Genomic DNA, 22924 nt, shown 5'->3' on the forward strand with positions numbered 1-22924 from the left:
GCGTCAAGCCTTCATCCCGCCGTGGCGGGCGCGGCCAGCGGGAAATGCGGGATCGGCACCAGCACCGAATCGCCCTGCGATCCATCGGGGTGAATCTCGCGGAAGGTATAGTACCCCTCCATGCTGCCTTGCGGCGTGGCCAGCGGACAGCCCGAGACGTAATCATGGCTCTGACCCGGATGCAGCACGGGGGTTTCGCCCACCACGCCCTCGCCCTCGACCAGATTGACCGCGCCGCGCCCGTCGGTGATCCGCCAGTGGCGCGTGACCAGTTGGAGCGTGCGATCCGAGTCGTTCTCGATCCGTATATGATAGACCCAGAACCACTTGCCCGCCTCGATCCGCGATTGTTCGGGCAGGAAGTTGACAGCCACCCGCACGGTGACGCCATGGGTGGTGGCGGCGTGCTGGAACAGCTCCTTGATGAAGGATCGGTCAGACATGAGTGCAGGTTAGCGCTGCTTTTGTCGCTTCGCAACGGGCCTTTGGGGGCATTTTGGGGGTATCGGGTCAACGGTCCACCGCAAAAAATGCAGCGTCATTATTGATATTCACTCGCAATAGCGTTAAATGAGACTCCACACCAAGGAGTGTCCCCATGAACGAACCGCATCTGGCCCGCATCCTGCCCCATGCCGCCCCGCTCGACGGCCCGCCGCGCGCGCTTCTGGTGGCGCTGCGCCGCATGGCGATTCACGGATTGTATGATGCCAGCGCGTCGCTGTTGATGTTCGAACATTTCGGGCTGCATTTTCGCAAACCGCTGGTGCTGATGCGCGCGCTGTTGATGGAAGTGTCGCAGACTACGCGCAAGCCGATCCAGATCGCGCCCTGCTGCGCCTCGCGTATGACGCCGGCGGAAAATGCACTGCTGCGCGCGATGACCTGCGCCGATCATGATCCGGCGCAGGCAGGGCAACATTTGCAGGATTTGACGCAGGCCCCCGCCATCGAGGGCCTGCTGGCCACCACGCGCGTGCTGGCCAGCGCCCTTCGCGATTCCGGGCGGGAACTCAGGGTCGAGGCTTAAAGGCCAATCGCCTTAAGCGCCCCGTCGAGGTCTTCCTTGAGGTCTTCCAGATCCTCAAGGCCGACGCTGATCCGGACCATGCCCTCGGTCACCCCCATCGCCTGACGAGTTTCGGGCGAGATCGAGGAATGGGTGGTGCTGGCCGGATGCGTCATCAGCGATTTGGTATCGCCGATATTGTTCGAAATATCGATCAGTTGCAGCGCGTTAAGCAGCTTCATCGCCGCCTCGCGCCCGCCATCGACCTCAAAGGAGAAGATCGAACCGGCGCCATACATCTGCTTCTTCACCAGATCATGCTGCGGGTGGCTTTCCAGCCCCGGATGCAGCACGCGCGGCAAACGCGCCTCCAGCCAGCGGCCCAGTTCGAGCGCCGCATCGCTCTGCGCCCGCGCGCGCAGTTCGAGCGTTTCCAGACCTTTCAGCACCACCCAGGCGTTGAAGGGCGACAGCACATTGCCGGTGTTGCGCGTATAGGGGTGCAGGATCGTGTTGATGAAATTGGCATCGCCCGCCACCGCGCCCGCCAGCGTTCGACCCGAACCGTCCATCAGCTTGGTCGCGGCATAGGCCACCACATCGGCGCCATGATCCAAAGGCCGCTGCAAGGCTACGCTCGCAAAGGCATTGTCCACCACCACGCGAATGCCGCGTTCCTTGGCGATCTTTGACACGCCCGCAATATCGACCAGATCCATCGTCGGATTGGCCGGGGTTTCAAAGAAGAACAGCTTGGTGTTGTCGCGGATCGCATCCTGCCACTGGTTCAGGTCGCGCCCGTCGATGGCCGTCACCTCGATCCCGAAGCGCGGCAACAGATTGTCCGTCACCCAGCGCGTCGGGCCAAAGGCGGCCTTGGCGATCACCATATGGTCGCCCGCCGAAAGCTGGCACAGCAGAACGCTCGACATCGCGCCCATGCCGCTGGCCTGACACCGGCACGCCTCGGCCCCTTCCATCAGGGCGATGCGTTCCTCCAGCATCTGCACGCTGGGGTTGGCGGTGCGCGAATAGGTCATGCCCGGGATCTTGCCCGCGAAACGGTCGGCCACCGTTTCGGCCGTGTCATAGGCATAGCCCGAGGTCATATAGATGGCCTCGGAGGTTTCGCCCTGTTCGCTGCGCCATGTGCCGCCGCGCACGGCCTGCGTCGCGCTGCGCCAGTTGCGGGTGATCTTGCGATCCTGTCCAGTGTCCCTTTTCATGGCGTTTGCTCTATAACCGGCACGGCGCAAGAGCAAGGGCATCCGGCGCAAGCGCTGTTGCGCATATCTCGGACGGGATCTAGCCTGTTCAAATGTTTGCAAAGCAACAGTCCGATCCATGGGCCTTCCAGATCCTTGTCACGCTGCTGTTTGCCGGGCTGGTTTTTCTGCGCCTGACCATCCCCTCGCATCTCTATTTTGACGAAATCCATTATGTGCCCGCCGCCCGCGCGATGATCGCCGGCCATCCGGCCAACCCCGAACACCCGATGCTGGCCAAGGCGATGATTGCCGGGTCGATCCGCATCTTCGGCGATAATCCGCTGGGCTGGCGGATGCCCTCGGCGCTGATGGGGGTGATCGGCCTGTGGGCCTTTGGCCGGGCCTTGTGGTACGCCAGCGGGCGGGCGATGGCCTCGGTGGCAGGCATGGTGCTGCTGGCCACGGATTTTGCCTGGTATGTGCAAAGCCGGATCGCGATGCTCGACATGGTGATGGCGGGGCTGGCGATGGTGGCGCTCTGGCTGATCGCAGGGGCGATAAGGCGAACGGATGGGGCGCGCTGGCGGATAGTGGGCGCGGGGCTCGTGCTGGGCCTGTCGCTGGGCGCAAAATGGAGCGTGCTGCCGGTCTGGGCGGTGGTCGTGGCTCTGGTGCTGGGCGCGCGGCTGTGGACCTTTGCCACCGGGGGGCGGCCGATCCTGCCCGCACTATCGATGGTCGAGCTGGGGCTTTGCCTGATCGTCCTGCCGCTGGGAGCCTATTGGCTGACCTATCTGCCCGGCTTTTTCACCGCGCGTGATGCGGTGCCCACGCTTGATCCGCTAGGCTGGCATCGCCACATGATCGACCTGCAAAGCAGCGTGACCAAGCACCATCCCTATCAAAGCGTATGGAGCCAGTGGATCATCAACTGGCGCGCGATCTGGTATCTCTATGAAGTCACCGATGGGGCGCAGCGCGGGGTGATGCTGATCGGCAATCCCTTTACGATGATCGCGGGGTTGATCGCGCTGATCTGGGCGGGCTGGAGCGGGATGCGGCGCGGGGCATGGCTGCCGCTGGTGCTTGTTGCGCTCTATTGTGCATCGCTGGGTCTGTGGATCGTGGGCAACAAGCCGGTGCAGTTCTATTATCACTATCTGCTGCCCGGTACATTTCTGATGGGCGCGCTTGGGCTGATGGTGGATGAATTATGGGCCTCGCGGGGACAGCGCCGGCGGCACGAGGCCTTTGGTGTTCTCGTGCTGTCGCTGGGTGTCTTCGCCTGGTTCTTCCCCATCCTCTCGGCCGCAGCGCTGACCAAGGGCGTGGCCAGTTTCGAGGACTGGATGTGGCTGGCCAGTTGGCGGTGATGGCACCAACTGGCCCGGCCTATCAATTGCCGTATTTGCCCCAGACGAACTTGCTCGACAGCGCAAAGTTCCAAACAGAGGCCAGCACGATGCCCACCAGCACCGCGATCACATCGTGGATATGCATCCGCTTGAGCGCCGCTGTCGCGCCGATGTTGGTCAGCAGGCCCAGCGAACAGGTCAGCGCGAATTGCGCCCAGCCCTTGCACAATGGCCAGACCCCGCGCAAACGCTTGTCGGCATAGGTCAGTTCGTTGTTCAGCACGAAGTTGAACGTCATCGCGATCAACGCGGCAATGGTGTTGGCGATGTTGAAGGTCGTCTCGTCGCTCGACCAATGGCCATAGACGAAACGCTCGCCCAGAAACACGCTGAGCACCAGCCAGAGCATCGCGAACTGCACCGCCACACCCAGCGCCCCCACCGTGCCGAACAGCGCGAAACGGGTGGGAATGATGCGGCCGAGCCACTTGTCGTAAAGACCGATCAGGAATTCAAACACAACCGTCCGATCCAGCTTGCTTTCGCCATCCGCACGGGCGGCAAAGTCGAGGGGAAATTCCTTGACCCGCATCGGCGCGTCAACTGTGGCAAGAATGTCGAGCAGGATCTTGAAACCCACGCCCGAAAGGCGATGCGCATCGCAACGCAGCGTGGCCGTGGGCAGCATGAAATAGCCGCTCATCGGATCGGACAGGTCAACGCCCGTCACCTTGCGCGCGATGGAATTGGCAAAGCCGCTGGCCTTGACGCGATCGGGGCGCCCCCATGCCTCGGTGCTGGCGCCTTCGGCAAAGCGGCTGGCATAGGCCAGATCATATTCGCCTGATTCAATCGCCGCCAGCATGCCGGGCAGCAATTTGGGATCGTGCTGATGATCGGCATCCATCACCGCGACAACGGGCGCGGCGGTGGCGCACATGCCCTCAATGGCGGCGCTGGCCAGACCGCGCCGCCCGATGCGCTGGATGCAGCGGATGCGGGGGTCTTCCAAAGCGATGGCGCGCGCTTCGTCGGCGGTGCCGTCGCGGCTGTTGTCATCGACGAAGATCGCCTCCCACGCGATGCCCGCCAAGGCGGCATCGAGCCGCGCCACGAGCGGGCGCAGATTGCCCCTCTCGTTCAGCGTGGGCATGACAATGGCAAGTTGCAGAGTCTGAACCATAATTCCTGATGCTTAAAAAGCCGGACGATGGGAAAGAGCCCCACTCTCATCCCACCTCGGCATGTTGCCGGGTTTATCGCCCCCCGGAAAACGCGCGGTTCTTGCGCCCCAACCTTGTTCAAATCATGGCAGGGGCGCAAAACCTTGCATCAAAGGCGTTCAAGCACCGCATCGCCAATCGCGCTGGTTCCGGCATCGCCGCCCAGATCGCCACCGCGAATGCCGTCGGCCAGCGTCTTGGCCACCGCCGCCTCGATCCGCGCGGCCTGCGCCTCAAGGCCCAGCGAATGGCGCAGCAGCATCGCGGCCGAGAGGATCGTAGCCATCGGATTGGCCTTGTTCTGGCCCGCGATGTCGGGGGCGCTGCCGTGGATCGGCTCATACAGGCCCACGGTGCCATATTCGGTCTGGCGCGTGCCCAGCGAGGCGCTGGCCAGCAGACCGATCGAGCCCACGCACATGCTGGCCTGATCCGAGAGGATATCGCCGAAAAGATTGCCGGTGACGATCACGTCGAACTGGCCGGGCGACTTGACGAGCTGCATCGCGGCATTGTCGACATACATATGGCTCAGCTCGACATCGGGATATTCGGCCGAAACCTCGATCACCACATCGCGCCACAGCTGGCTGGTTTCCAGCACATTGGCCTTGTCCACGCTGCACAGCTTGCCCTTGCGGCCCTGCGCGGCCTTGAAACCGGCGTGCGCAATGCGGCGCACTTCGTCCTCGGCATAGGACATCATGTCCCAGCCCTGACGGCGGCCATCCTCAAGAGTGCGCATACCCTTTTCACCGAAATAGACGTCACCGTTCAGCTCGCGCACGATCAGCAGATCGATCTGGCTGGCAACTTCGGGACGCAGCGCCGAAAAGCCTTCGAGGCCGGGGAAGAGCGTGGCCGGACGCAGGTTGGCGAACAGGCTGAGTTCCTTGCGCAGGCCCAGAATGGCCTGTTCCGGGCGCAGCGCGCGCTCCAGATGGTCGCAGGAAAAATCGCCCACCGCGCCAAACAGGATGCCGTCCACAGAACGCGCGATGTCCTTGGTCGCCTCGGGCAAGGGATGGCCATGCTTGTAATAAGCCGCGCCGCCCACATCGCCTTCAACCATTTCAAGCCCGGCAATCGCCAGCTTGTCCAGCACGCGAACGGCCTGTGCCGTCACTTCGGGGCCGATGCCGTCACCGGCGAAAACCGCAATCTTCATGGGTCAAACCTCTTGTTCAAGCCGCCATACGCCCCAGACGCTGGCGCAGGATTTCGCGCGCTCCCATAACATCGCCGCGCCGATCGGCAAGCAGATAGCGCGAAAGTGCAAGCCCCAGCGCATCGAAACGGGCCAGAACCGCCTCCCACGCCCCGCCATCGAGCATACGCTGCCCATCAGCCCCCGCGCCGAAACGCTCGCCATAGCCCATCTCGCGCAGCAGCAGCGCCTCATAGGCCAGCAAGGCCGGCGCCCAGCCCCGCGCCGATGGCGCATGACACACCGCATCAAGCAGCGCGCCCAGCGCATCATACAGCGCCGGATAGGCCTGCCGCTCGGGCAAAGAACAGGCAGAGAGCGCCGTGACCCAGCCGATCGCCGCAGCGGGCAAGGGCTCAGCCAGAAAGGGCGCGCGGCTGATGGCCAGTTCAACCTTGGCCGCGGGCATCTGGCTGGGGATGCGCGCGCGCAGATCCACCGCCAGCCCATTGCCCGGAATCAGCACAGGCCGCAATTCGCGCCCCCGCCCCCCCGCGACATAGGCCGCCACCATGCCATGATCGGCGGTCATCAGGCGCGCGATCACCCCTACCTCGCCATGCGGGCGGGCCGAACACAGGATGGCGGGGGCGCGAATATGCATCAGCTCGGGCTAGAGCAAATCAGCCCGGGATGCAAAAAACGCCCCCGTTCATCTGCGCGCAAGCTTTGCGCAGGCAGGTCAGCTATGGGGAGGGCTTCGCATTGGTCCGGGATGTAATATGCGCAACAGATTGACAGTTTTGACAGCCTTGCTGCTGGCCGCGCCCCTCATGGCAGCGGCGCTGACGACACAGCCCGCCATGGCCCAGATGGGCGGCATGGGGGGAATGGGCGGCGGCGGAATGGGCGGTATGGGAGGCGGTGGCGGCATGGGTGGCCGTCATGGCGGCGGCGACATGGGCGGCCCGCCCGACGGTGGCGCCCCGCGCGGCGGCGCGCCACGGGACATGAAGCCCATCCCGCTGAAAAAATACGAAGCAGCGGTCGAATCCATGTTCCGCGCGGCGGACGCCAACAAGGACGGCATGGTCACGCTGGCCGAATTTGAAAGCGTGATTACCGCGCGGCGCAATACGCTGATTCACAAGCGCTTTGTCGATGTGGACGCCAACCATGACGGGCGCATCGACGAGGGCGAATTCATCGCCTGGGAAAGCCGCAAGAGCAGCGCGGAAATGGCCGAGGATGGCGGCGAATTTGCCGAAATCGTGCCTGACGCGATCTTCCCCGATCTGGGCGAAGGCGAACGCGACATGGCGCTGCGTCTGGCGGTCGAACCGCTGGGCCCGGTGGCGATCGCCAAGGCCAATGTCGATTATGACGCCGGGATCAGCCTGGCCGAATTGCAGGCCTATGAACGCGCCCGTTTTGACAAGGCCGACACCAACAAGGACCTGTTCCTGAGCCGCGAGGAGATCGAGGCGATGCGCGGCGGACGCGGCATGATGCCGCCGATGGGCGGCGGACGCGGACGCGGCGGCGCAGGCGGCGGTATGGGGGGCAGCATGGGCGATGGCCCGCCTCCCGGCATGCCCCCGATGGGCGGCGGCGACAATTAAGCATCACGGCGTCGGGAGCATCACACTCCCGGCGTCACTCTTTTGAAAGGCAGGGCGCGGCGCTCCACCAGCGAGCGCCACAGCCATTCGAGCGGCCCCTGCCGGAAATGGGCCAGCCACGGCTTGCTCCAGCCCAGCATGGCGATCCACACAGCCCCCACCACCAGCATCTGCGTCGCATCGCCCATCCGCCCGAACAGGCCCACGCGATAGAACAGCACCGAAAGCGCCACGCTGGTCAGGATATAATTGGAAAAGGCCATCCGCCCCGCCGCGACAAGACGCGCGCCCAGCCCGCTGCGCAGCAAACAGGGCGCAGCCAGCAGCATCAGCGCATAATAGGCCAGCGCCAGCAGCAGATGCTGCGGAGCGGCCCAATCAGCCATCAATTCGCCCATCGCCACCGGGGGAAAATGGCGCGCCCAAGCCCACCACGCCATGCCCAGCGCCATCGGCAGGCCCAGCCCCAGCCCCAGCGCAGCCACGCCCCACAACACCCGCCGCGAGACCTGTCCTTGGGCAAAACCGATACGATACAGCACCATGCCGATCAGCATCAGCGGCAAAGTCTCGCCAAAACTGGCAAAGATCATGACAAAGGGCCAGCCCGGCGCATGGACCAGCTTGTCATGCGCCATGGCCACAAAGCCCAGATGCGCCTGCGCCACATCGCCGCGCAGCATGGTCATACTGTCGGCCAAGGCCTCGTTGAGTTTACTCACCTCGCCCGCGCTGGCCATGCCAAGGCGCATATGCTCCTCGGCCATCACCAGCGGCAGGCCGCCCAAGCCCCCCATCACCGCCCAGAGCAGATAACCGGCCAGAGCGCCGACTACCAAGGCGCGATTGGAAAACACGCAAAGACCCAGCGCAACAAAGCCGCAGGCCGCATAAAGGAAAAGAATATCGCCCCACCACAGCAGCACGTAGTGAAGATAACCAAACAGCGCCAGCCAGCCCAGCCGCCGCGCCTGAAGCGCAAGGCCATTGCGCCCCGCCGCCTCGGCCCGCTCAATAAAGAGCAGCATCGAGGCGCCGAACAGCATGGTGAAGAGCGCCCGCATCTTGCCCTCGAACAGGACAAGGATCGCGGCAAACACCGCCTCGTCCAGCCGGGCGGCGGGGGCATAGGCAAAACCGGCGCCCTGCGCGATCAGATGCGCGGGCGTCAAAGTGGCCAGACGCGGCCCGGCAAAGCCCGCCATATTGACCGCCACAATGCCCAGCACCCCAAACCCGCGCACCAGATCGAGCGAAATGATCCGCTCGCGCCCCTCCATCGTCAAAATCGTCAGTCCTCGAACGCCGTCAATCCTTGACCGCCATACAGGACAGACCCGCCCCCGTCAGCTTGCGACAGGCATTTTGCGCGCTTTCTTCGCTATAGCCTGTGGCCAGCAGGCGTGTGACCTTGCCAACCGGCACATTGGCGCGCGGATGCCCGGCGATTTCGGGCATGGATTTCACCCGCGTCCACAGCGCATCGGCATTGCCCGCCACGCCAAAGGCGCCAAGCTGCAATTTCCACGGCCCGGTCACCGGGGCGGCATGGAGCGCCGGTTTGGGCGCGGGGGCCGGTTGAGGCGCAGGTGCAGCCACCGCCATCGGGGCCGGACGCGGCGTGGACGCCATCACACGCGGAGCAGGCGCAGGCGGCAGACCCGTCGGAGTCGCCGGCGTCGGACGCGGCGCAGGTTCGCGCGGCATGATCGGCGCGGGCGCGGGTTCGCGCATCATCACCATTGGCGCAGGTTCACGCGTGGCGACCGTGGCGGGGCGCATATTACCCGCCATTCCCGTGGGCATGGCACGCACCGGCATCGGGCGCACCGGCGCGGACGTGGCCACCACCGGCGGATTGGGCGTGCCCAGATCGAACGCGGCCAATTGACGCTGGCGATTCGCTTCGACCTGCGCGGCCAATTCGGTGGCCAGCGAGATCGCGCGCTGGCGGTCCTCTATGGCAACATATTTGTCCATCTCGCCCAGTGCCGCCTTGGCCTGCGGCAGGCCCGGCGCGCCCGAAGATGGCTGGGCGGCAAGGCTTTCGAGCGCATAGGCGCGCACCCAATCCTTGTTAACCCCATCGGCGTTGAAATAGGCCAGCCCCAGCAGATATTGCGAGCGCGGATCGCCCCGGTCCGATGCGGCGCGGATATAGGGCAGCGCGGCAGCATGTTGCCCACGCTGAAACAGCAGCAGGCCGTAATTGTCGCCCGCCTGCAGGTGGCCTTGCGCCGCCGCCTTGGCATAAAGCATTTCGGCGCGGGTCAGGTCCTGGGGCACGCCGCGCCCCAATTTATAGGCCTGCGCCATGTTAAACTGGGCATCGGGATCGCCTTTATCGGCCAAGGGTTGCCATTCGCGAATGGCGGCGGGAAAATCGCCGCGCCCCCACGCATCGGCCCCGGCCTTCACATCGGCCAGCGCGGGCAATGATGCCGCCGCGCCCAGCAAGCCTGCAACGACCAAACCCTTGCGCATCAAAGAGAAACCCATCGTCCGATCCCCTTGCGACGCAAAGCGCGCCGCCAATACCTGTCCCGTAATCCATTGCCCAAGACCGCCGGGGCCGGATCGCCCCCTCAGCCCCTTGGCTACCCCCGTGTTTACTACGCGGGTTACTACCGTCCCGTTAACTTAAATTTAGGAACGATCTGCGAAGTTTTTCCCAGAAATCCCACCATGGGGTCGGGATGCGCAAATGGGGCTGGCCCGATGAAACTGGCAATTTCGCCGCGCCGGGCCGCCCGCCTTGCGCGCCCGTAAACCGATGCAGGAGCCGACCATGATCGCGCGCCGTTCTTTTTCGCTTAACGCTGCTGTGCCGCTTTCACTGACTCTGGCGCTGGCGGCCGCCACGCTGGCCCAGCCCGCGATGGCCCGCGCCAAACCCAAGCCGCAGGCGGTCGAGGCCGCATTGACCAAGGGCGATGGCGAGCGGGGCGTTTCGCTGGCCGAAGCATCGGTGGCGCAAAGCCCGCGTGAGGCCGCCCTGCGTGCCACTTTGGGCCGGGCCTATTTGAAAAACGGGCGTTTTCAGTCGGCAACCACCGCGCTTTCCGATGCGGTGACGCTGGGCGACACCTCGGGCCGCACCCTGCTGGCGCTGGCGCTGGCCCAGATCGGCAGCGGGCAGAATGACGCCGCGCTGGCCACGCTGGAAAATGGCAACAATGTGATTCCCGTGGCCGACCTTGGCCTCGCGCTGGCCCTGGCGGGCGAAGGCGACAAGGGCAGCCTGCTGCTGGCCGATGCGCTGCGCGCGGGCGACAAGAGCGACAAGCTGCGCGCCAATCTGGGCTATGCTTATGCGTTGGCGGGCCGCTGGGCCGAGTCGCGCACGATTGTGGCGATGGACCTGCCCGCCGACAAGGTCGACGCCCGGATGACCGAATGGGCGCAGGCCGCCCGCCCCGAAGCCAGCCGCCAGCGCGTGGCCAGCCTGCTGGGCGTCAATCTGGCGCCCGATGCGGGCCAGCCCATGCAACTGGCGTTGAACAAGAGCGAGAGCCCGGTACAGATGGCCTCGGCCGAACCCGCACCGATGGCCGCACCCATGGTGGCCGCCGCCGCGCCGGTCGAGGTCCCGGTCAAGGCCGAACCCGCCAATGCAGAGCCCGCCGCCCCGGTTGCGGCTTCCCCGATAGCGGCCAGCGAATCGGCTCCGGCCGCTGAACTGCCCGCTTTGGCCCAGACCCCTGTTTTGACCCAGAGCGAAGTGATCGCCCCGCCCGCGCCGGTGTTTCACGCCATTGCCATGCCCGCCCCGATGGCGCGCCCGGCGACCATGGCCGTCCGCACGCCCCGCGTGAAGGCCAAGACGGCTCCTGCACTCAACATGGCCAGTGCCGAAGCGCGCAGCCCCTCGGGCACGCATGTCGTGCAACTGGGTGCATTCCTGTCGGAACAGAACGCCCTGCGCGCCAAGAAGGCCTTCTTGAGCCGCGAAAAGTCCTTTGCCGCCGCCGATGTCGAAGTGACCAAGGCCACGGTCGAGGATCGCCAGTTCTGGCGTGTGTCGGTGCGCGGGTTCAACGCCAATGCCGCGTCGAACAAATGCGCCTCGATCCGCAAGAGCGGCGGCGCCTGTTTCGCCCATGCGGGTAATCTGCCGCAGGCGACCCCGGCCCAGCCCGCGCAGAGCAAAGGCTCGCAGGGCCGGGCTCTGGCCATGGCCACGCCCCGGACACAGCGCGGGCGCTGATCCTTCAAACCTGACGCCGTTGAAAAAAGGGCTGCCCCCTGTCTGGAGCAGCCCTTTTTGTTACTTCTTAGGCGCGAAGGGATTCTTCGGCATACGCAGCGTCAAACGCACCGGCACTGCGTCAAAGCCCAATTCGCGCCGGATGCCGTTGATCAGATAGCGCTGATAAGACATCGGCAGATCGTCCAGACGGGTGCCGAACAGCACGAAGCCGGGCGGGCGGGTCTTGGCCTGGGTGATATAGCGCAGCTTGATCCGCTTGCCGCCGGGCGCGGGCGGCGGATTGGCGGCCAGCGCATCGTCGAACCAACGGTTGAGCGCGGCGGTGGGCACGCGCTTGCTCCATGCCGCGCGCAGCTTGAAGGCTGCGGCGATCATCTGGTTCAGCCCCTTGCCGGTGCGCGCCGAAACGCTCATCAGCGGCAGACCGCGCACCTGCGCCAGACCATCGTCCAGCGCCGCCTTGATACCGTTGAACAGGCCCGAGGCGTCTTCGGCCACGTCCCATTTGTTGATGGCGATCATCAACGCGCGGCCTTCTTCCAGCACCATGCTGGCGATCTTGAGATCCTGATGCTCCAGCCCGCGAGTAGCGTCGAGCAGCAGCACGACCACTTCGGCAAAGTCGATCGCGCGGCGCGCATCGGCCACCGACATGCGCTCCAGCTTTTCGACCACCAGCGCCTTTTTGCGCATACCGGCGGTGTCGATCAGGCGGACAGGACGCTCCAGATGAGTTTCCGGGTCCATCCACAACCAGTCGATGGAAATCGAATCGCGGGTAATCCCCGCCTCCGGCCCGGTCAGCAACCGATCCTCGCCCAGCAGCGCGTTGATCAGCGTGGACTTGCCCGCATTCGGACGCCCCACGATGGCCAGCTTCAGCGGCGCGGCGTTGAGCGCATCTTCATCGTCGGGATCAAAGGGTTCGAACTCCTCCTCTTCCTCGTCGCCTTCGAAGAAGGGCAGCAGCGCCTCGAACAGGTCGCCCATGCCCTCGCCATGCTCGGCGCTGATCGGAACGGGATCGCCCATGCCCAGGCTGAAGGCCTCATACAGGCCGCCATCGCCCGCGCGCCCTTCAGCCTTGTTGGCGCAAAGGATAACCGGAACGCTCTGTTCGCGCAGCCAGCGTGCGATTTCCTCGTCCAGCGGGGTGATGCCGGCGCGGGCATCCACCACGAACAGTGCGATATCCGCGCCTTCAAGGCTGGCCTCGGTCTGTATCCGCATCCGGCCCGGCAGGCTGGAGGGATCGTCGTCCTCCCACCCGGCGGTGTCGACAATGGTGAAATCCAGCCCCAGCAGACTCGCCTCGCCAAAGCGGCGGTCGCGAGTCACGCCCGGCTGGTCATCCACCAGCGCGAGCTTCTTGCCCACGAGGCGGTTGAACAGGGTTGATTTGCCGACATTGGGTCGGCCAATAATGATAATCTGACGGGACATGGCATGTCCCTGCTCACAAGAACGCGCATTTGGCAAGCAAAACGGCGCATCCCAGCCCTGCCCAGCCCCTAAATGGGCCGCTTTTACCGCCGGTTTGAGCCGATAAGGGCTAATCCGGCAAAAGGTTGCCGGGTTGGTAACCACACCTTGCGACCCCAGCATAACTTGTGGGGCGTAATCTTCCCGATATGACGAGAACGCTCATCAGCAAATCGCCGGGCAAGATCACGGCAAAGGCTTTGGCCATCGCGCTGATGGGAGTCTCGGTGTTGGGGGCTCCGATAATCGGAGCCGGGCCTGCCCATGCGGCAGGGCGCACGCAGACCGCCCCGCGCTTTGCCATCGCCTTTGTCGATCTGGCGAATCAGAATGGGCGGATCATCCCGCGCAGCCAGCAGGTCGTGGCCGCGCCGGGCAGCACTTTCCTGCAGTGCGTGCCCTATGCGCGCACGGTGTCGGGCATTCAATTACGCGGCGATGCGCATACATGGTGGGATCAGGCCGCCGGGCGCTATCAGCGCGGTTTCACCCCCCGCGTGGGCGCGGTGATGGCGTTCAAGCCCTATGGGCCGATGGTGCTGGGCCATGTGGCCACGGTCAGCCGGATACTCGATTCGCGCCGGGTGCTGCTGCGTCATGCCAACTGGAGCCCGCTGGGCGGCGAGCGCGGACAGATCGAGGATAATGTGCTGGCAACCGACGTGTCGGCGCGCGGCGACTGGAGCGAGGTGCGCGTGTGGTATCAGCCGCTGGGCGGGCTGGGTACGACGCATTGGCCGATTTCGGGCTTTATCTATAACACGCCCACCGCGCCTGTTGGCGGTACCCGCACCTATGCCGGGGCCAATCACGGCTCGGTGCTGAGCCGCTATCTGGGCGACCCCATCGGGGCGATTATCGCGGCCTATTCGCGCCGCTGAAACCTGTAAGAATTCGAAGTAGCAGTCGATAGGAAAGGTCCGGGTTGCGCCCGGACCTTTTTCGTTTCAGCCTCAGGCAGCAGCGATGGGCGGATTGTCGCCCAGATCTTCATACCACGCCTCGACCGGGCCGTTCAGCTTGATGGTCAGCGGCTGCCCCTTGCGGTCAAAGCTCTTGCCCGCCTGAACGCGCACCCAGCCTTCGGAAATCGAATATTCCTCGACATTGGTGCGCACCACGCCCTTGAAACGGATGCCAATGCCGCGCTGCAGCTTGTCCGCGTCGAAGAACGGGCTCTTGGGGTTGATGGCGAGGCGATCGGGCGGGGTATCGCCCAGAGCGGCGCCCGATTCGGCGGGGGTGTTTTCAGTGTCAGTCATGGGTGCGTGAAATAAATTGCATTACCCACTTGTCAACGCAAACAAACCCCTTTAGAGGCGCGGCTCCCGGCAACGGAGACGCTTCGATACGAAGCCGATACGAGGCCAGCGGGCGCGTAGCTCAGCGGTAGAGCACACCCTTCACACGGGTGGGGTCACAGGTTCAATCCCTGTCGCGCCCACCATAAATTCTCTTGAGCAATCGGGAATTTATGGATGGATTTTGACCCGGGCCATTCCACGATCCGATATGAAACCATCGCCTCGAGCGGGACTGCGTTTGCCTGAGCGGTAGGCGGTTTTGCCCTGCGCAATTACCTATCAAAAAACTCAATCCTCATCTCCCTACGCGGCCACGGGCGCCGGGGCGGGTCGGGGCGGCGGCGGGGCCAGCAATTGCTCGACCAGCGCGAGCTGCTGCTTCAGGCAATTCTGCAATTCATAGCGCGCCACCACCGTCTCGCGCGCCGCCTTGCGCAGCCGCTTGGCCAGCGCCTTGTCGTCCAACGCGCGGCAGACCGCAGCCACCAGTTGATCGCCATCGAAGAAGGGCACCAGCAGGCCGTTTTCCTCATGCCTGATCACCTCACGCACCGGGGCCGTATCGGAGGCCACCAACATGCAGCCCGCGGCCATCGCCTCAAGGCAACTCCACGACAGCACGAAAGGATAGGTCAGATAGACATGCGCCGAGGAAATCTGAAGCAACGCCATGTAGTCGGGATAGGGCAGCTTGCCCAAATAATGGACGCGCGCACCATCGCCCCCCAGATCGACCTCGGCAGCGAACTTGGCGCACCAGTCGGCATGGCCGTCGCGCGGACGCGGGCTATAGCTGACATCGCTGCCGCCCACGATCAGCACGGTCGCGTGCGGCCGCGCGGCCAGCAGTTTCGGCAGGGCCTGCATAAAAACATGATAGCCCCGATGCGGCTCCAGATTGCGCGCGACATAGGTGATGACCTCGAACTTGCGCGTCAGCACCCGCCCATCGGGCAGTTTGAAGCCGGCCTTGGGGTCGGGCTTGGCGCGATTGGTGTCGATACCGTCAAAGATCACCGCCGTCTTGCCGCGCAGGATCGCGGGATGGCGGCTCTTCTGCCAATGCGTGGGCGAGAGCAGCACATCGGCCTGTTCATGCGCCAGCAGCAGATTGGCATTCATCGCGCGCGCATTGAACAATCCCGCAGGCGTGACCGGAAAGATCGGATCAAAGCCGATATCGCCCCCGCGCGGCTGATAATAATATTCGGCATAGGACAAGAGCCGCGCCCCCGGCCAGATATCGCGCAGGAAAAGCCCTTCGCCCCACCCCGGATGATACAGGACCAGAGCGGGCCGCACCCCCTTCCTGGTCAGGTCGAGCGCCACCCCGGCCACCGCCCGGCCAAAGCCCGCCGCCGCCTCGAACGACCGGGCGAAAGGTTCTGGCGAGCGCTCCTTGGGCTGGGGCCGTTCATAACGCAGCGTTTCGATCCCGGCCATATCCACCCCCTTGCGACAAGTGATGAAAAAGACGCGAAACCGATCCTTCTGCTTTGCCAGAGCCATGGCCAGATAGCGGAACTGGCCCGGCATATTCTGATGAATGAAGACAATGTCCTGTACGGCCATAGGCTGAACCGCCCTTTCCGAATCGATCCTGCCCGTCATCGCGAATATACGCGCGCACCCGATGGAAGCGCTTGAGCGATGGACATGACGTCAAAGCCCATGATTATTATGCCTGTTTTAAACTTCGGCAATCATGGACTGAACCATAAATGATCCATTCGCACATCCCGGGATTGACGGGCCCGCCCGCCATGCCGCAATCGCGCGGCAACATCTCATTATCTGAAGGGAAGAGGGGGCCATGACCGCACCATCCACCATGCCGGACCCGCAAGAACATTTCGCCCATTGCATTCAGGTGCTGGGCGGCACCACGGCGGCCTCGCGGCGGCTGGGGATAGATGAAAGGGCGCTCCGCCGCTTCATCAACGGCGAAAGGCCGATCGGCGCAGGCCTGATGCATGACACCGCCAAGGCGCTCAGCCTGATGATCGCGCAGGCAACCGAGGCCGAGGCGCGCATCACTGCCGCCTTCGGCCCCGCGCCCGACGCTTCGTAAATCCGGTCGTATCGGTCGGCCCTTTATCCGGGCCGACCGATACGCCATCCATCACCAGCGCAGCGCGATGCCTGCGCGCCCGGCCACGCCATGGGCCTTGCTGCCTTCAACCACATCGACCTTGGCAAAGATCGACAGGCCGCTCGTGCGTGCGCCCTGAATGCCCGCCTCGATCCGGGCCCGGCCGCCTTCCGATGCATCGGCAAAATCGACGCCCGTCCCGCCCGAGGAGAGGAGCGCATGGCCCTGACCCGACAGTTCGCCTTCCCAGCCGACGCCGACATAGGGGCGCACCACCCAGTTGGCCGACTTGGTTTCAACCCCCGCCCGCAGGCCGACCCGGCCATAGGCGCTGCCATTGTTGGTGAACTGCACCGCCATGCCGCCCGCGCCGCCGGTAAAGCCGTCCAGATCGGTATGCGTGGCCGAAATGCCCGCCGAAGGCTCGAAGAACATCGTGCCCGAACGCAGATGCGCGCCCACCTCGACATTGGCGCCATAGGTGGTGCCGTTGAACGAAGGCGCCGAGGCAAGGCCGTTGAAGTTGTAATTCACGCTGAAGCGATCAACCTTGACCAGCACGTTGGCATAGAGCCCTTCCTGCGAGAGCAGCCGCAGATAGGCGCCGACATTGCCGCCCTTGATCTTGATCTGGTCGCTCGTGGCGTTCAGCCTGCCGGTCTGTTCGCCATAGCCGCCCGTCAGGCCCACGCCCCAGCTCTCGCGGCCCAGTTGATAGCCGATCTGGACGCCCTGCCAGGTGTTGCGAATGTCCAGATTGGGGTTGAAGCCAACCGATTTGCCCAGCACGGTCAGATTATAGACCGGCGCCGATTTGTCGGTCTGGCCGCCGCCATAGACCTGCATCCACATCGAATTGCCCCGCGACAGATCGGTGGCGCGAACCTGTTCGGCCCATGTGTCGCCCGACCGGCGCCAGAACTTCTGGGCCTGGGCCGCGGTGCGCACCAATTCAAACGCCGCCGCCGAGGGCAAGCCGACAAGGTTCCAGTTCGACCCGGAATCCTGCGCCAGCACATATTGGACAAAGCCCTTGTTGATCGGCCCTCCCTGCAGCGCATAGGCCCCTGACGAGGACGCGCCATTGGTGACCACGCGGATGCCGTTGAAATTGAACTGTCCCGCCTGCGCGGCGCCAAGGTCGTTGATGACGATGGTGGTGGTGCCGCCGCTGGCCCCGGTGGTACGCAGCATGTCGGCGCTTTGCGCAGCGCTGACGCCCACGGCCGCCACGCCCAGATTGGCGTCCAGCACCAGCTTGCCCGAGGCGCCCGTCACTGCCGCCCCGCCCACATCCAGCACATCGCCCGTATGGCCATTGGCCAGCGAGATCGTGCCGCTGTTGGTGATCGAGGTCAGGTTGAGGAAACGGGCGGTGGAGGCCGCGACCGCCGCCGGGTTGATATTGATCGTGCCCGAATTGTTCAGCGTCGATGTGCCGCCAAAGGTGGTGTCACCGCCAAAGGCGTTCCATGTGCCGCTGTTGCTCACGGTATTGCCCGCGCTCGACAGCGTCATATAGCCGTTGATCGTGCCCTTGTTGACCAGCGTGACCGCCCCGCCCGACAGCAGCACGGCGGCATTGTTGCCAGCGCCCACAATGCCCGACAGGGTGACGCTTTGGCCCCCGGCGGCGGCCGAACTGATGCCTGCCGTCGCGCCCGTGATCGTGGCCGAGGTCGCCGCGCTGCCCAGATTGATCGTGGCCGTGCCCCCGGTGTTGATGCTCAGGCCCGCCCCGGTGCTGCTGCTGGTCGCGCCGCCATCGGCCAGATTGACCGTGACATTGCCGCCCGTCGATGAAACGGCAATCGCGTTCGCGCCCGTGGCGGTGGTGGTTTTGGCCGCAATGGTGATCGCGCCCGTCCCGCTGTTGGCATAAATGCCGCGCCCGCCGGTGGCCCCGGTGGTGGTGGCGTTGATGCCAATCGTCCCGGCCCCGGTGTTGACCGCGCTGATCGCATCGCCGCCCGCCGCGCTCACCGTGGTCGAGGTGATCGCCACCGCACCGCCTGCCCCGGTCGCATCAATGCCCTTGCCCGCCGCTGTGGTCAGGTTCCAGTTGGCGATGGTGATCGGCCCCGCGCCGGTGGCCACGATGCCCTCGCTGCCGCTGCCCGAAACGGCAATGGTGGCGTTGTTGGTGATCGTGCCCGCGCCATTGGTGGTGGCCAGAACCACGCCATGCGCGCCCGCGCCCGTGGTGGTCACGCCGCCCGTATGCGACGCAGAACCCAGTGTGAGGCCGGCCGCGCCGCTTTCCGATCCGGTGATCGCAATGCCGGTCGATCCCGCGCCGGTGGTGCTCACCGACTGGATCGTTGCGGCAATCGTGCCGGTGGTGCCTGCCGCATTGCTCTGGGCCAGATTGACGCCGATGGTGGCGGGCCCGGTGGTGGCGACCGTGTTCAACGTGGCGCTGATCGCCCCGCTGGTGCCGGTCTGGGTCAGGCTGACGCCATTGCCGCCCGTGGCCGAATTGGCCGTGATGCCGGCCGCATCGATCAACGTGATCGCGCCATTGCCCGAAAGCGAGACGCCATTGGCCGTCGCGCCCGTCGAGGTGGCCGAAACCGTGCCCAACGTCACATTCTGCGCGCCGGTCTGGCCAGTGCTGTAAACGCCGTAGGCATCGCCCGCGCTGGTAACAGTCACATCTGGCGGATCGATGGTCAGGCCCGCGCCATTGACCGCCGAAATGCCATAGGCCGCACCCGTATTGGCCGCCGCCTTGATCAGGATGCCCGCCGGAACATTCACGGTGGTCATGCCCGTCGCGCCCGACAGGTCCAGCCCATAGGCATTGCCCGCGCCCGTCGCCGTCGCGGTCACCGCCTTGGCCACCGAAACCGTGACATCAGCCCCGTTCAGCACCTGAATGCCGGTGGCCACACCCGAACTGTTGCTGACCGTGACCGTATCGGCGGCGGTGATCGCCACCGATCCGCTGGCCAGACGGCTGCGCAAGCCATAGGCTTCAGCATTGGCGCCGCTGACGGTGACAGCCTTGGCCGTGCTGATCGTGTGCGTCGTGCCGTCAATCAGCGAAAGACCATAGGCCGACCCCGCCACCGAGGTCACATTGATCGGACCACCGGCGGTAAAACCGGCCGCGCCGCTGCCGCCATTGAGGGAAGCACCGACTGCCTGACCATTGGCCGAAACCGTCAGCGTGCCGGTGACACCCGCCGATTTCGCCGTACCCCCGGTCAGCAAGATGCCCCATGCGTTGTTATTGGCGACCGCATTGTCAGCCGTCACCGACAGGTCGCCGGTGACATTGACGCTCTGGCTGCCCGCGCCGGTCATCTGCACGCCATAGGACGTGCCGCTGCCGCCTGTCACGCTCAGCCCGGCGTTGATGTTGGCCGTGCTGCTGGTGCTGTTGGTGGTCAAAACGCCGGTAGCGCCGGTGCTGGTGTTGGCAACGGTAAAGCCCGCCTTGGTGGTGATAAGCCCGGTGGCCGATCCCGTCTGCTGCAGGCCGATGGTGCTCCCGCCCGCGCCATTCACGCTCAGCGCATCATTCAGCGTGATCGTCTCGCTCGATCCGCCCGACTGGATGATGCCCCATGCGCTGCCGCTGGTGGTGGAAACGGCGATGGCGCCGGTGCCGGTAAAGGTGGTGGCATCCGTACCGCCGAATTGGCGGAAGCCGTAAGTGCCGCTGGCCGTACCCGAAATGGTGGCGCCGTTCAGAACGGTGATCGTCTCGCTGGTGCCGCCCGTCTGTGCCGCGCCTGCGGCCGAACCGCCGCTGGCCGAGACCGAAAGGCCGCCGTTGAACGCGATCGATGCCGCCCCGCTGCCGCCGCTGGTGGCAAAACCGCCCGCGAAAGTCACACCCTGAATCGTCACCGCGCCATTGAGCGTGATGGATTGCGAGGTGCCCCCGAAATCCTGCCCGCCGATGGCCTGGCCGCTGTCTGCGGTGACCGACCATGCGCCGTTGGCCACGGTGGTCATGGCGCCCGCGCTGAACAGGTTCTGACCGTTGGAGACGCCCCCGCCATGGACATTGAGCCCCTTGGCATAGGTGGTGCTGGCGCCGGCGCTGCTCGACACGGTGACGCCATTCGCTCCGGCGGTGCCCGATGTCACGGTGAATGTGTCATTGGCGTTGAGCGTCAGCGCGGCGCTCGAGCCGCTGGTCAGCACGCCATTGGCCGTGCCGCCCGTCGAGCCGACCGAAAGCGCCTTGGTAAAGGTCAGCGTCTGGGCCGAGCCGCCCGAGGCCGAAACGCCGGTGGCGTTGCCCGTACCGCCGGTGACGGTGAAGATATCCGAAGCGGTGAAATTCTCCGCCCCGCTGGCCCCGCTCATCGTCGCGCCCGTGGCCGAGGCGCCCGTTACCGTGCCACCCTGAGTCAGCGCGATGGTCTGATCCGTGCCGCCCGTGGTGCTGATGCCGCTGGCCGCGCCCGTACCGCCCAGAACCGAAAGCGCGCCATTGTCGGTAAAGCTGACCGCACCCGTGCCGCCGGTCAGCGCCGCGCCTGTCGCCCCCGTGCCCGTCACCGACAGGCGGCTCACCGTGGCCGAAGCGCCGCCGCCCGCGTTCAGGCTGATGCCGGTGGCGCTGCCCGTGGTGCCATCCACCGTAAAGGCGGCATTGCTGGTCAGCGTATCATTGCCCGACTGGGCGGTGGTCGCCCCGGCGCTCACGCCCGTTGCGCCCACACCCGTCACCGACAGGCCCCTGGCCAGCGTGATCGCGCCATCGGTGCCGCCATCCAGCGTGATGCCCGTGGCTGCGCCGCCGCCATTGGCGGTGTTGGTTACCGAAAAGCTCTGGCCCAGATTGACCGTTTCGGTGCCGGTGGCGCCCGAAATGGCGATACCGCCCGCCGTGCCGCCATTACCGCCGCCGATCACCGCGATGTTCGCGGCAACCTCGTTGGGTGCGTCAAAGGCCGTCGTTATCTGAACGCTCGATCCGCCCGACACCGACACACCGCTGGCATTGCCCGCCGTGCTGGTCACCGAGAGCGAGGCCCCGGTCAGCGAGACATCCACCGCGCCGCTTGCCCCGCTCAGCGCGATGCCGGTGGCATCCCCGCCCGCCTGAACCGTAACATCGCCCGAATAGAGCGTGCTGCCCGGCTTGGCATCGCTGAAATGGACGGTCTGGGTAGTGCCCCCGCTCAGGGTTGCCGCAGTCGCGCTATGGCCCGCGCCCGCGGTCAGGCCGATCGCTACGCCCGAATTGTTGAGCGTCATCGCCCCGGTGGCATTGGCCACGCGAAAGCCGATGACATCCGCGCCCGTCACGGTCAGGCTTGTGCCGCCCGTTACGGTCTGGGTGTTGTTGAGCGTGACGCTGGTGCCATGCTGAACGTCCATGCCGATGGCCGTGCCCGTATCCGAAGCCACCGCCAGCGATCCGGTGTTGGTCAGCGTTGTGGCCCCGCCCGCGCCCGCATTGTTCACCAACATACCCGTGGCCGCGCCCGACCCGCTATGTACGCTCACGCTGCCCGAATTGGTCAGCGTGGCCGCGCCCGCATTGGCGATCACATTCATGCCCGTCAGCGCCACCGTGCCGCGCACATCGAGCGAGACAATGCCGGTGTTGTTGATCGAAAGCGTTCCGCCGCTGGCATAGGAACCGGCGGCAAGGCCGCTGAACGCGCCGGTGGCGGTGGCGTTGGTCAGCGAGATTGCGCCATTGTTGACCACGCTGGCCGACCCGCCCTGCGCCAGCGCGCCATAGACCGTGCCCGAGGAAGGGGTGAGCGTGACCGAGCCGTCGCTCCGGTTGATAACCGAGCCCGCGCCCGCCGCCCCGCTGGTGTCGCCAAGGGCCAGCAGGCCGCCGGTCTGGGCGGCAAGGATGCCGTGGTTGTCAATCGAGGCGGTGCCTGTGCCCGAGGCCAGCGCCTCTGCGGCAATGCCCGTATTGGTCACATGCGCGCCCGCACGCAGCGCGATCTGGGCCGCATTGCCGCTCGAACCGGTTACCGATACCGCAGCCCCGGCCAGATTGGTGTTGACCACCGCCGTGCCGTAAATGTCGATCTTCAGCCCCGCCGGGGTAGCAAAGCTGTTCTGATCATAGACGATGCCGTTCTGATAGCTGGTCGGATCCGATATGCAGGACACCACATTGGGGTTCTGCGACGTATCGGGGATGCCGCAGGCCCCGACCGGGGCCGCCAGCGCGGCTTGCGGCGTGAAAAGCATCAGCGCCATTGCCGAAGCTCCGCTCTTCAGGACATTTTTCACAGCAAGTCTCCCCCTGATGCGTCGAGGCCGCAGCCCCAAAAGATGTT

Annotated in this window: 17 protein-coding genes and 1 tRNA gene; 7 read left to right on the forward strand and 11 right to left on the reverse strand. The window is 65.1% G+C overall.

Annotation, left to right across the window (positions count from 1 at the left end; translation table 11 throughout):
- Window positions 1-11: 11 nt before the first annotated feature.
- Window positions 12-425: a Co2+/Mg2+ efflux protein ApaG gene (apaG, locus tag FHW96_RS15955; protein ID WP_172341661.1), complete on the reverse strand. Its 414-nt coding sequence runs from the start codon at window positions 423-425 to the stop codon at window positions 12-14.
- 173 nt (window positions 426-598) lie between these two features.
- Between apaG and FHW96_RS15960 the strand changes: the two genes are divergently transcribed.
- The gene (locus FHW96_RS15960; RefSeq protein WP_172341569.1) at window positions 599-1030 is read left to right on the forward strand and encodes a DUF6628 family protein; all 432 of its coding nucleotides are present in this window, start codon (window positions 599-601) and stop codon (window positions 1028-1030) included.
- On the opposite strand, the gene FHW96_RS15965 is transcribed toward FHW96_RS15960, so the two are convergent.
- Window positions 1027-2235 (reverse strand): PLP-dependent aspartate aminotransferase family protein, encoded by a 1209-nt coding sequence (locus FHW96_RS15965; protein WP_172341570.1) that lies wholly within the window; start codon window positions 2233-2235, stop codon window positions 1027-1029. The two genes, FHW96_RS15960 and FHW96_RS15965, sit on opposite strands and share 4 nt — an antisense overlap.
- 92 nt (window positions 2236-2327) lie before the next feature.
- Here FHW96_RS15965 and FHW96_RS15970 point away from each other — a divergent pair, with 92 nt between their 5' ends.
- On the forward strand, window positions 2328-3590 hold the full coding sequence (locus tag FHW96_RS15970; RefSeq protein ID WP_172341571.1) for a glycosyltransferase family 39 protein: 1263 nt from the start codon (window positions 2328-2330) through the stop codon (window positions 3588-3590).
- Window positions 3591-3612: 22 nt separating this feature from the next.
- Here the strand turns inward: FHW96_RS15970 and FHW96_RS15975 are convergent, their stop codons facing one another.
- The 3 genes from FHW96_RS15975 to FHW96_RS15985 all read right to left on the reverse strand — a co-directional run bounded on the left by FHW96_RS15975 (window position 3613) and on the right by FHW96_RS15985 (window position 6606).
- Window positions 3613-4755, reverse strand: coding sequence for a glycosyltransferase family 2 protein (locus FHW96_RS15975; protein WP_253951006.1), 1143 nt, complete (start codon window positions 4753-4755; stop codon window positions 3613-3615).
- Between the two features lie 149 nt (window positions 4756-4904).
- Complete coding sequence (leuB, locus tag FHW96_RS15980; protein WP_172341572.1) at window positions 4905-5963, reverse strand: 3-isopropylmalate dehydrogenase; 1059 nt, start codon at window positions 5961-5963, stop codon at window positions 4905-4907.
- A 16-nt stretch (window positions 5964-5979) separates the two neighbouring features.
- Complete coding sequence (locus tag FHW96_RS15985) at window positions 5980-6606, reverse strand: DNA repair protein RecO (RefSeq protein WP_172341573.1); 627 nt, start codon at window positions 6604-6606, stop codon at window positions 5980-5982.
- Between the two features lie 130 nt (window positions 6607-6736).
- On the opposite strand from FHW96_RS15985, the gene FHW96_RS15990 reads away from it, so the two are divergent.
- Entirely contained in the window at window positions 6737-7564 is an 828-nt protein-coding gene (locus FHW96_RS15990) for a calcium-binding protein (protein WP_253951007.1), read from the forward strand.
- 20 nt (window positions 7565-7584) lie between these two features.
- Here FHW96_RS15990 and FHW96_RS15995 read toward each other — a convergent pair whose 3' ends face one another.
- The gene (locus tag FHW96_RS15995; RefSeq protein ID WP_253951020.1) at window positions 7585-8844 is read right to left on the reverse strand and encodes a DUF418 domain-containing protein; all 1260 of its coding nucleotides are present in this window, start codon (window positions 8842-8844) and stop codon (window positions 7585-7587) included.
- Window positions 8845-8872: 28 nt separating this feature from the next.
- A complete protein-coding gene (locus FHW96_RS16000; RefSeq protein WP_172341575.1) occupies window positions 8873-10063 on the reverse strand; it encodes an SPOR domain-containing protein in 1191 nt (396 codons plus the stop codon).
- A 289-nt stretch (window positions 10064-10352) separates the two neighbouring features.
- Here FHW96_RS16000 and FHW96_RS16005 point away from each other — a divergent pair, with 289 nt between their 5' ends.
- Complete coding sequence (locus tag FHW96_RS16005; protein ID WP_172341576.1) at window positions 10353-11771, forward strand: lipopolysaccharide assembly protein LapB; 1419 nt, start codon at window positions 10353-10355, stop codon at window positions 11769-11771.
- Between the two features lie 60 nt (window positions 11772-11831).
- Here the strand turns inward: FHW96_RS16005 and der are convergent, their stop codons facing one another.
- Complete coding sequence (der, locus tag FHW96_RS16010; RefSeq protein WP_172341577.1) at window positions 11832-13217, reverse strand: ribosome biogenesis GTPase Der; 1386 nt, start codon at window positions 13215-13217, stop codon at window positions 11832-11834.
- Between the two features lie 188 nt (window positions 13218-13405).
- Between der and FHW96_RS26780 the strand changes: the two genes are divergently transcribed.
- Window positions 13406-14137 carry a CHAP domain-containing protein gene (locus FHW96_RS26780; protein ID WP_371815735.1) on the forward strand — a complete coding sequence of 244 codons (732 nt, stop codon included), beginning with the start codon at window positions 13406-13408 and terminating at the stop codon, window positions 14135-14137.
- A gap of 72 nt (window positions 14138-14209) precedes the next feature.
- Here the strand turns inward: FHW96_RS26780 and FHW96_RS16020 are convergent, their stop codons facing one another.
- Window positions 14210-14518: a DUF3297 family protein gene (locus tag FHW96_RS16020; protein ID WP_172341578.1), complete on the reverse strand. Its 309-nt coding sequence runs from the start codon at window positions 14516-14518 to the stop codon at window positions 14210-14212.
- A gap of 110 nt (window positions 14519-14628) precedes the next feature.
- Here FHW96_RS16020 and FHW96_RS16025 point away from each other — a divergent pair.
- A tRNA-Val gene (locus FHW96_RS16025) sits at window positions 14629-14703 on the forward strand.
- Between the two features lie 160 nt (window positions 14704-14863).
- Here the strand turns inward: FHW96_RS16025 and FHW96_RS16030 are convergent.
- Entirely contained in the window at window positions 14864-16132 is a 1269-nt protein-coding gene (locus FHW96_RS16030; RefSeq protein WP_172341579.1) for a glycosyltransferase, read from the reverse strand.
- 241 nt (window positions 16133-16373) lie between these two features.
- On the opposite strand from FHW96_RS16030, the gene FHW96_RS16035 reads away from it, so the two are divergent.
- Window positions 16374-16631: a hypothetical protein gene (locus FHW96_RS16035; protein ID WP_172341580.1), complete on the forward strand. Its 258-nt coding sequence runs from the start codon at window positions 16374-16376 to the stop codon at window positions 16629-16631.
- Window positions 16632-16682: 51 nt separating this feature from the next.
- Here the strand turns inward: FHW96_RS16035 and FHW96_RS16040 are convergent, their stop codons facing one another.
- Complete coding sequence (locus FHW96_RS16040; RefSeq protein ID WP_172341581.1) at window positions 16683-22877, reverse strand: hypothetical protein; 6195 nt, start codon at window positions 22875-22877, stop codon at window positions 16683-16685.
- Between the last annotated feature and the right edge of the window lie 47 nt (window positions 22878-22924).

It is taken from the genome of Novosphingobium sp. SG751A (genome assembly GCF_013149295.1).
Taxonomy (GTDB): domain Bacteria; phylum Pseudomonadota; class Alphaproteobacteria; order Sphingomonadales; family Sphingomonadaceae; genus Novosphingobium.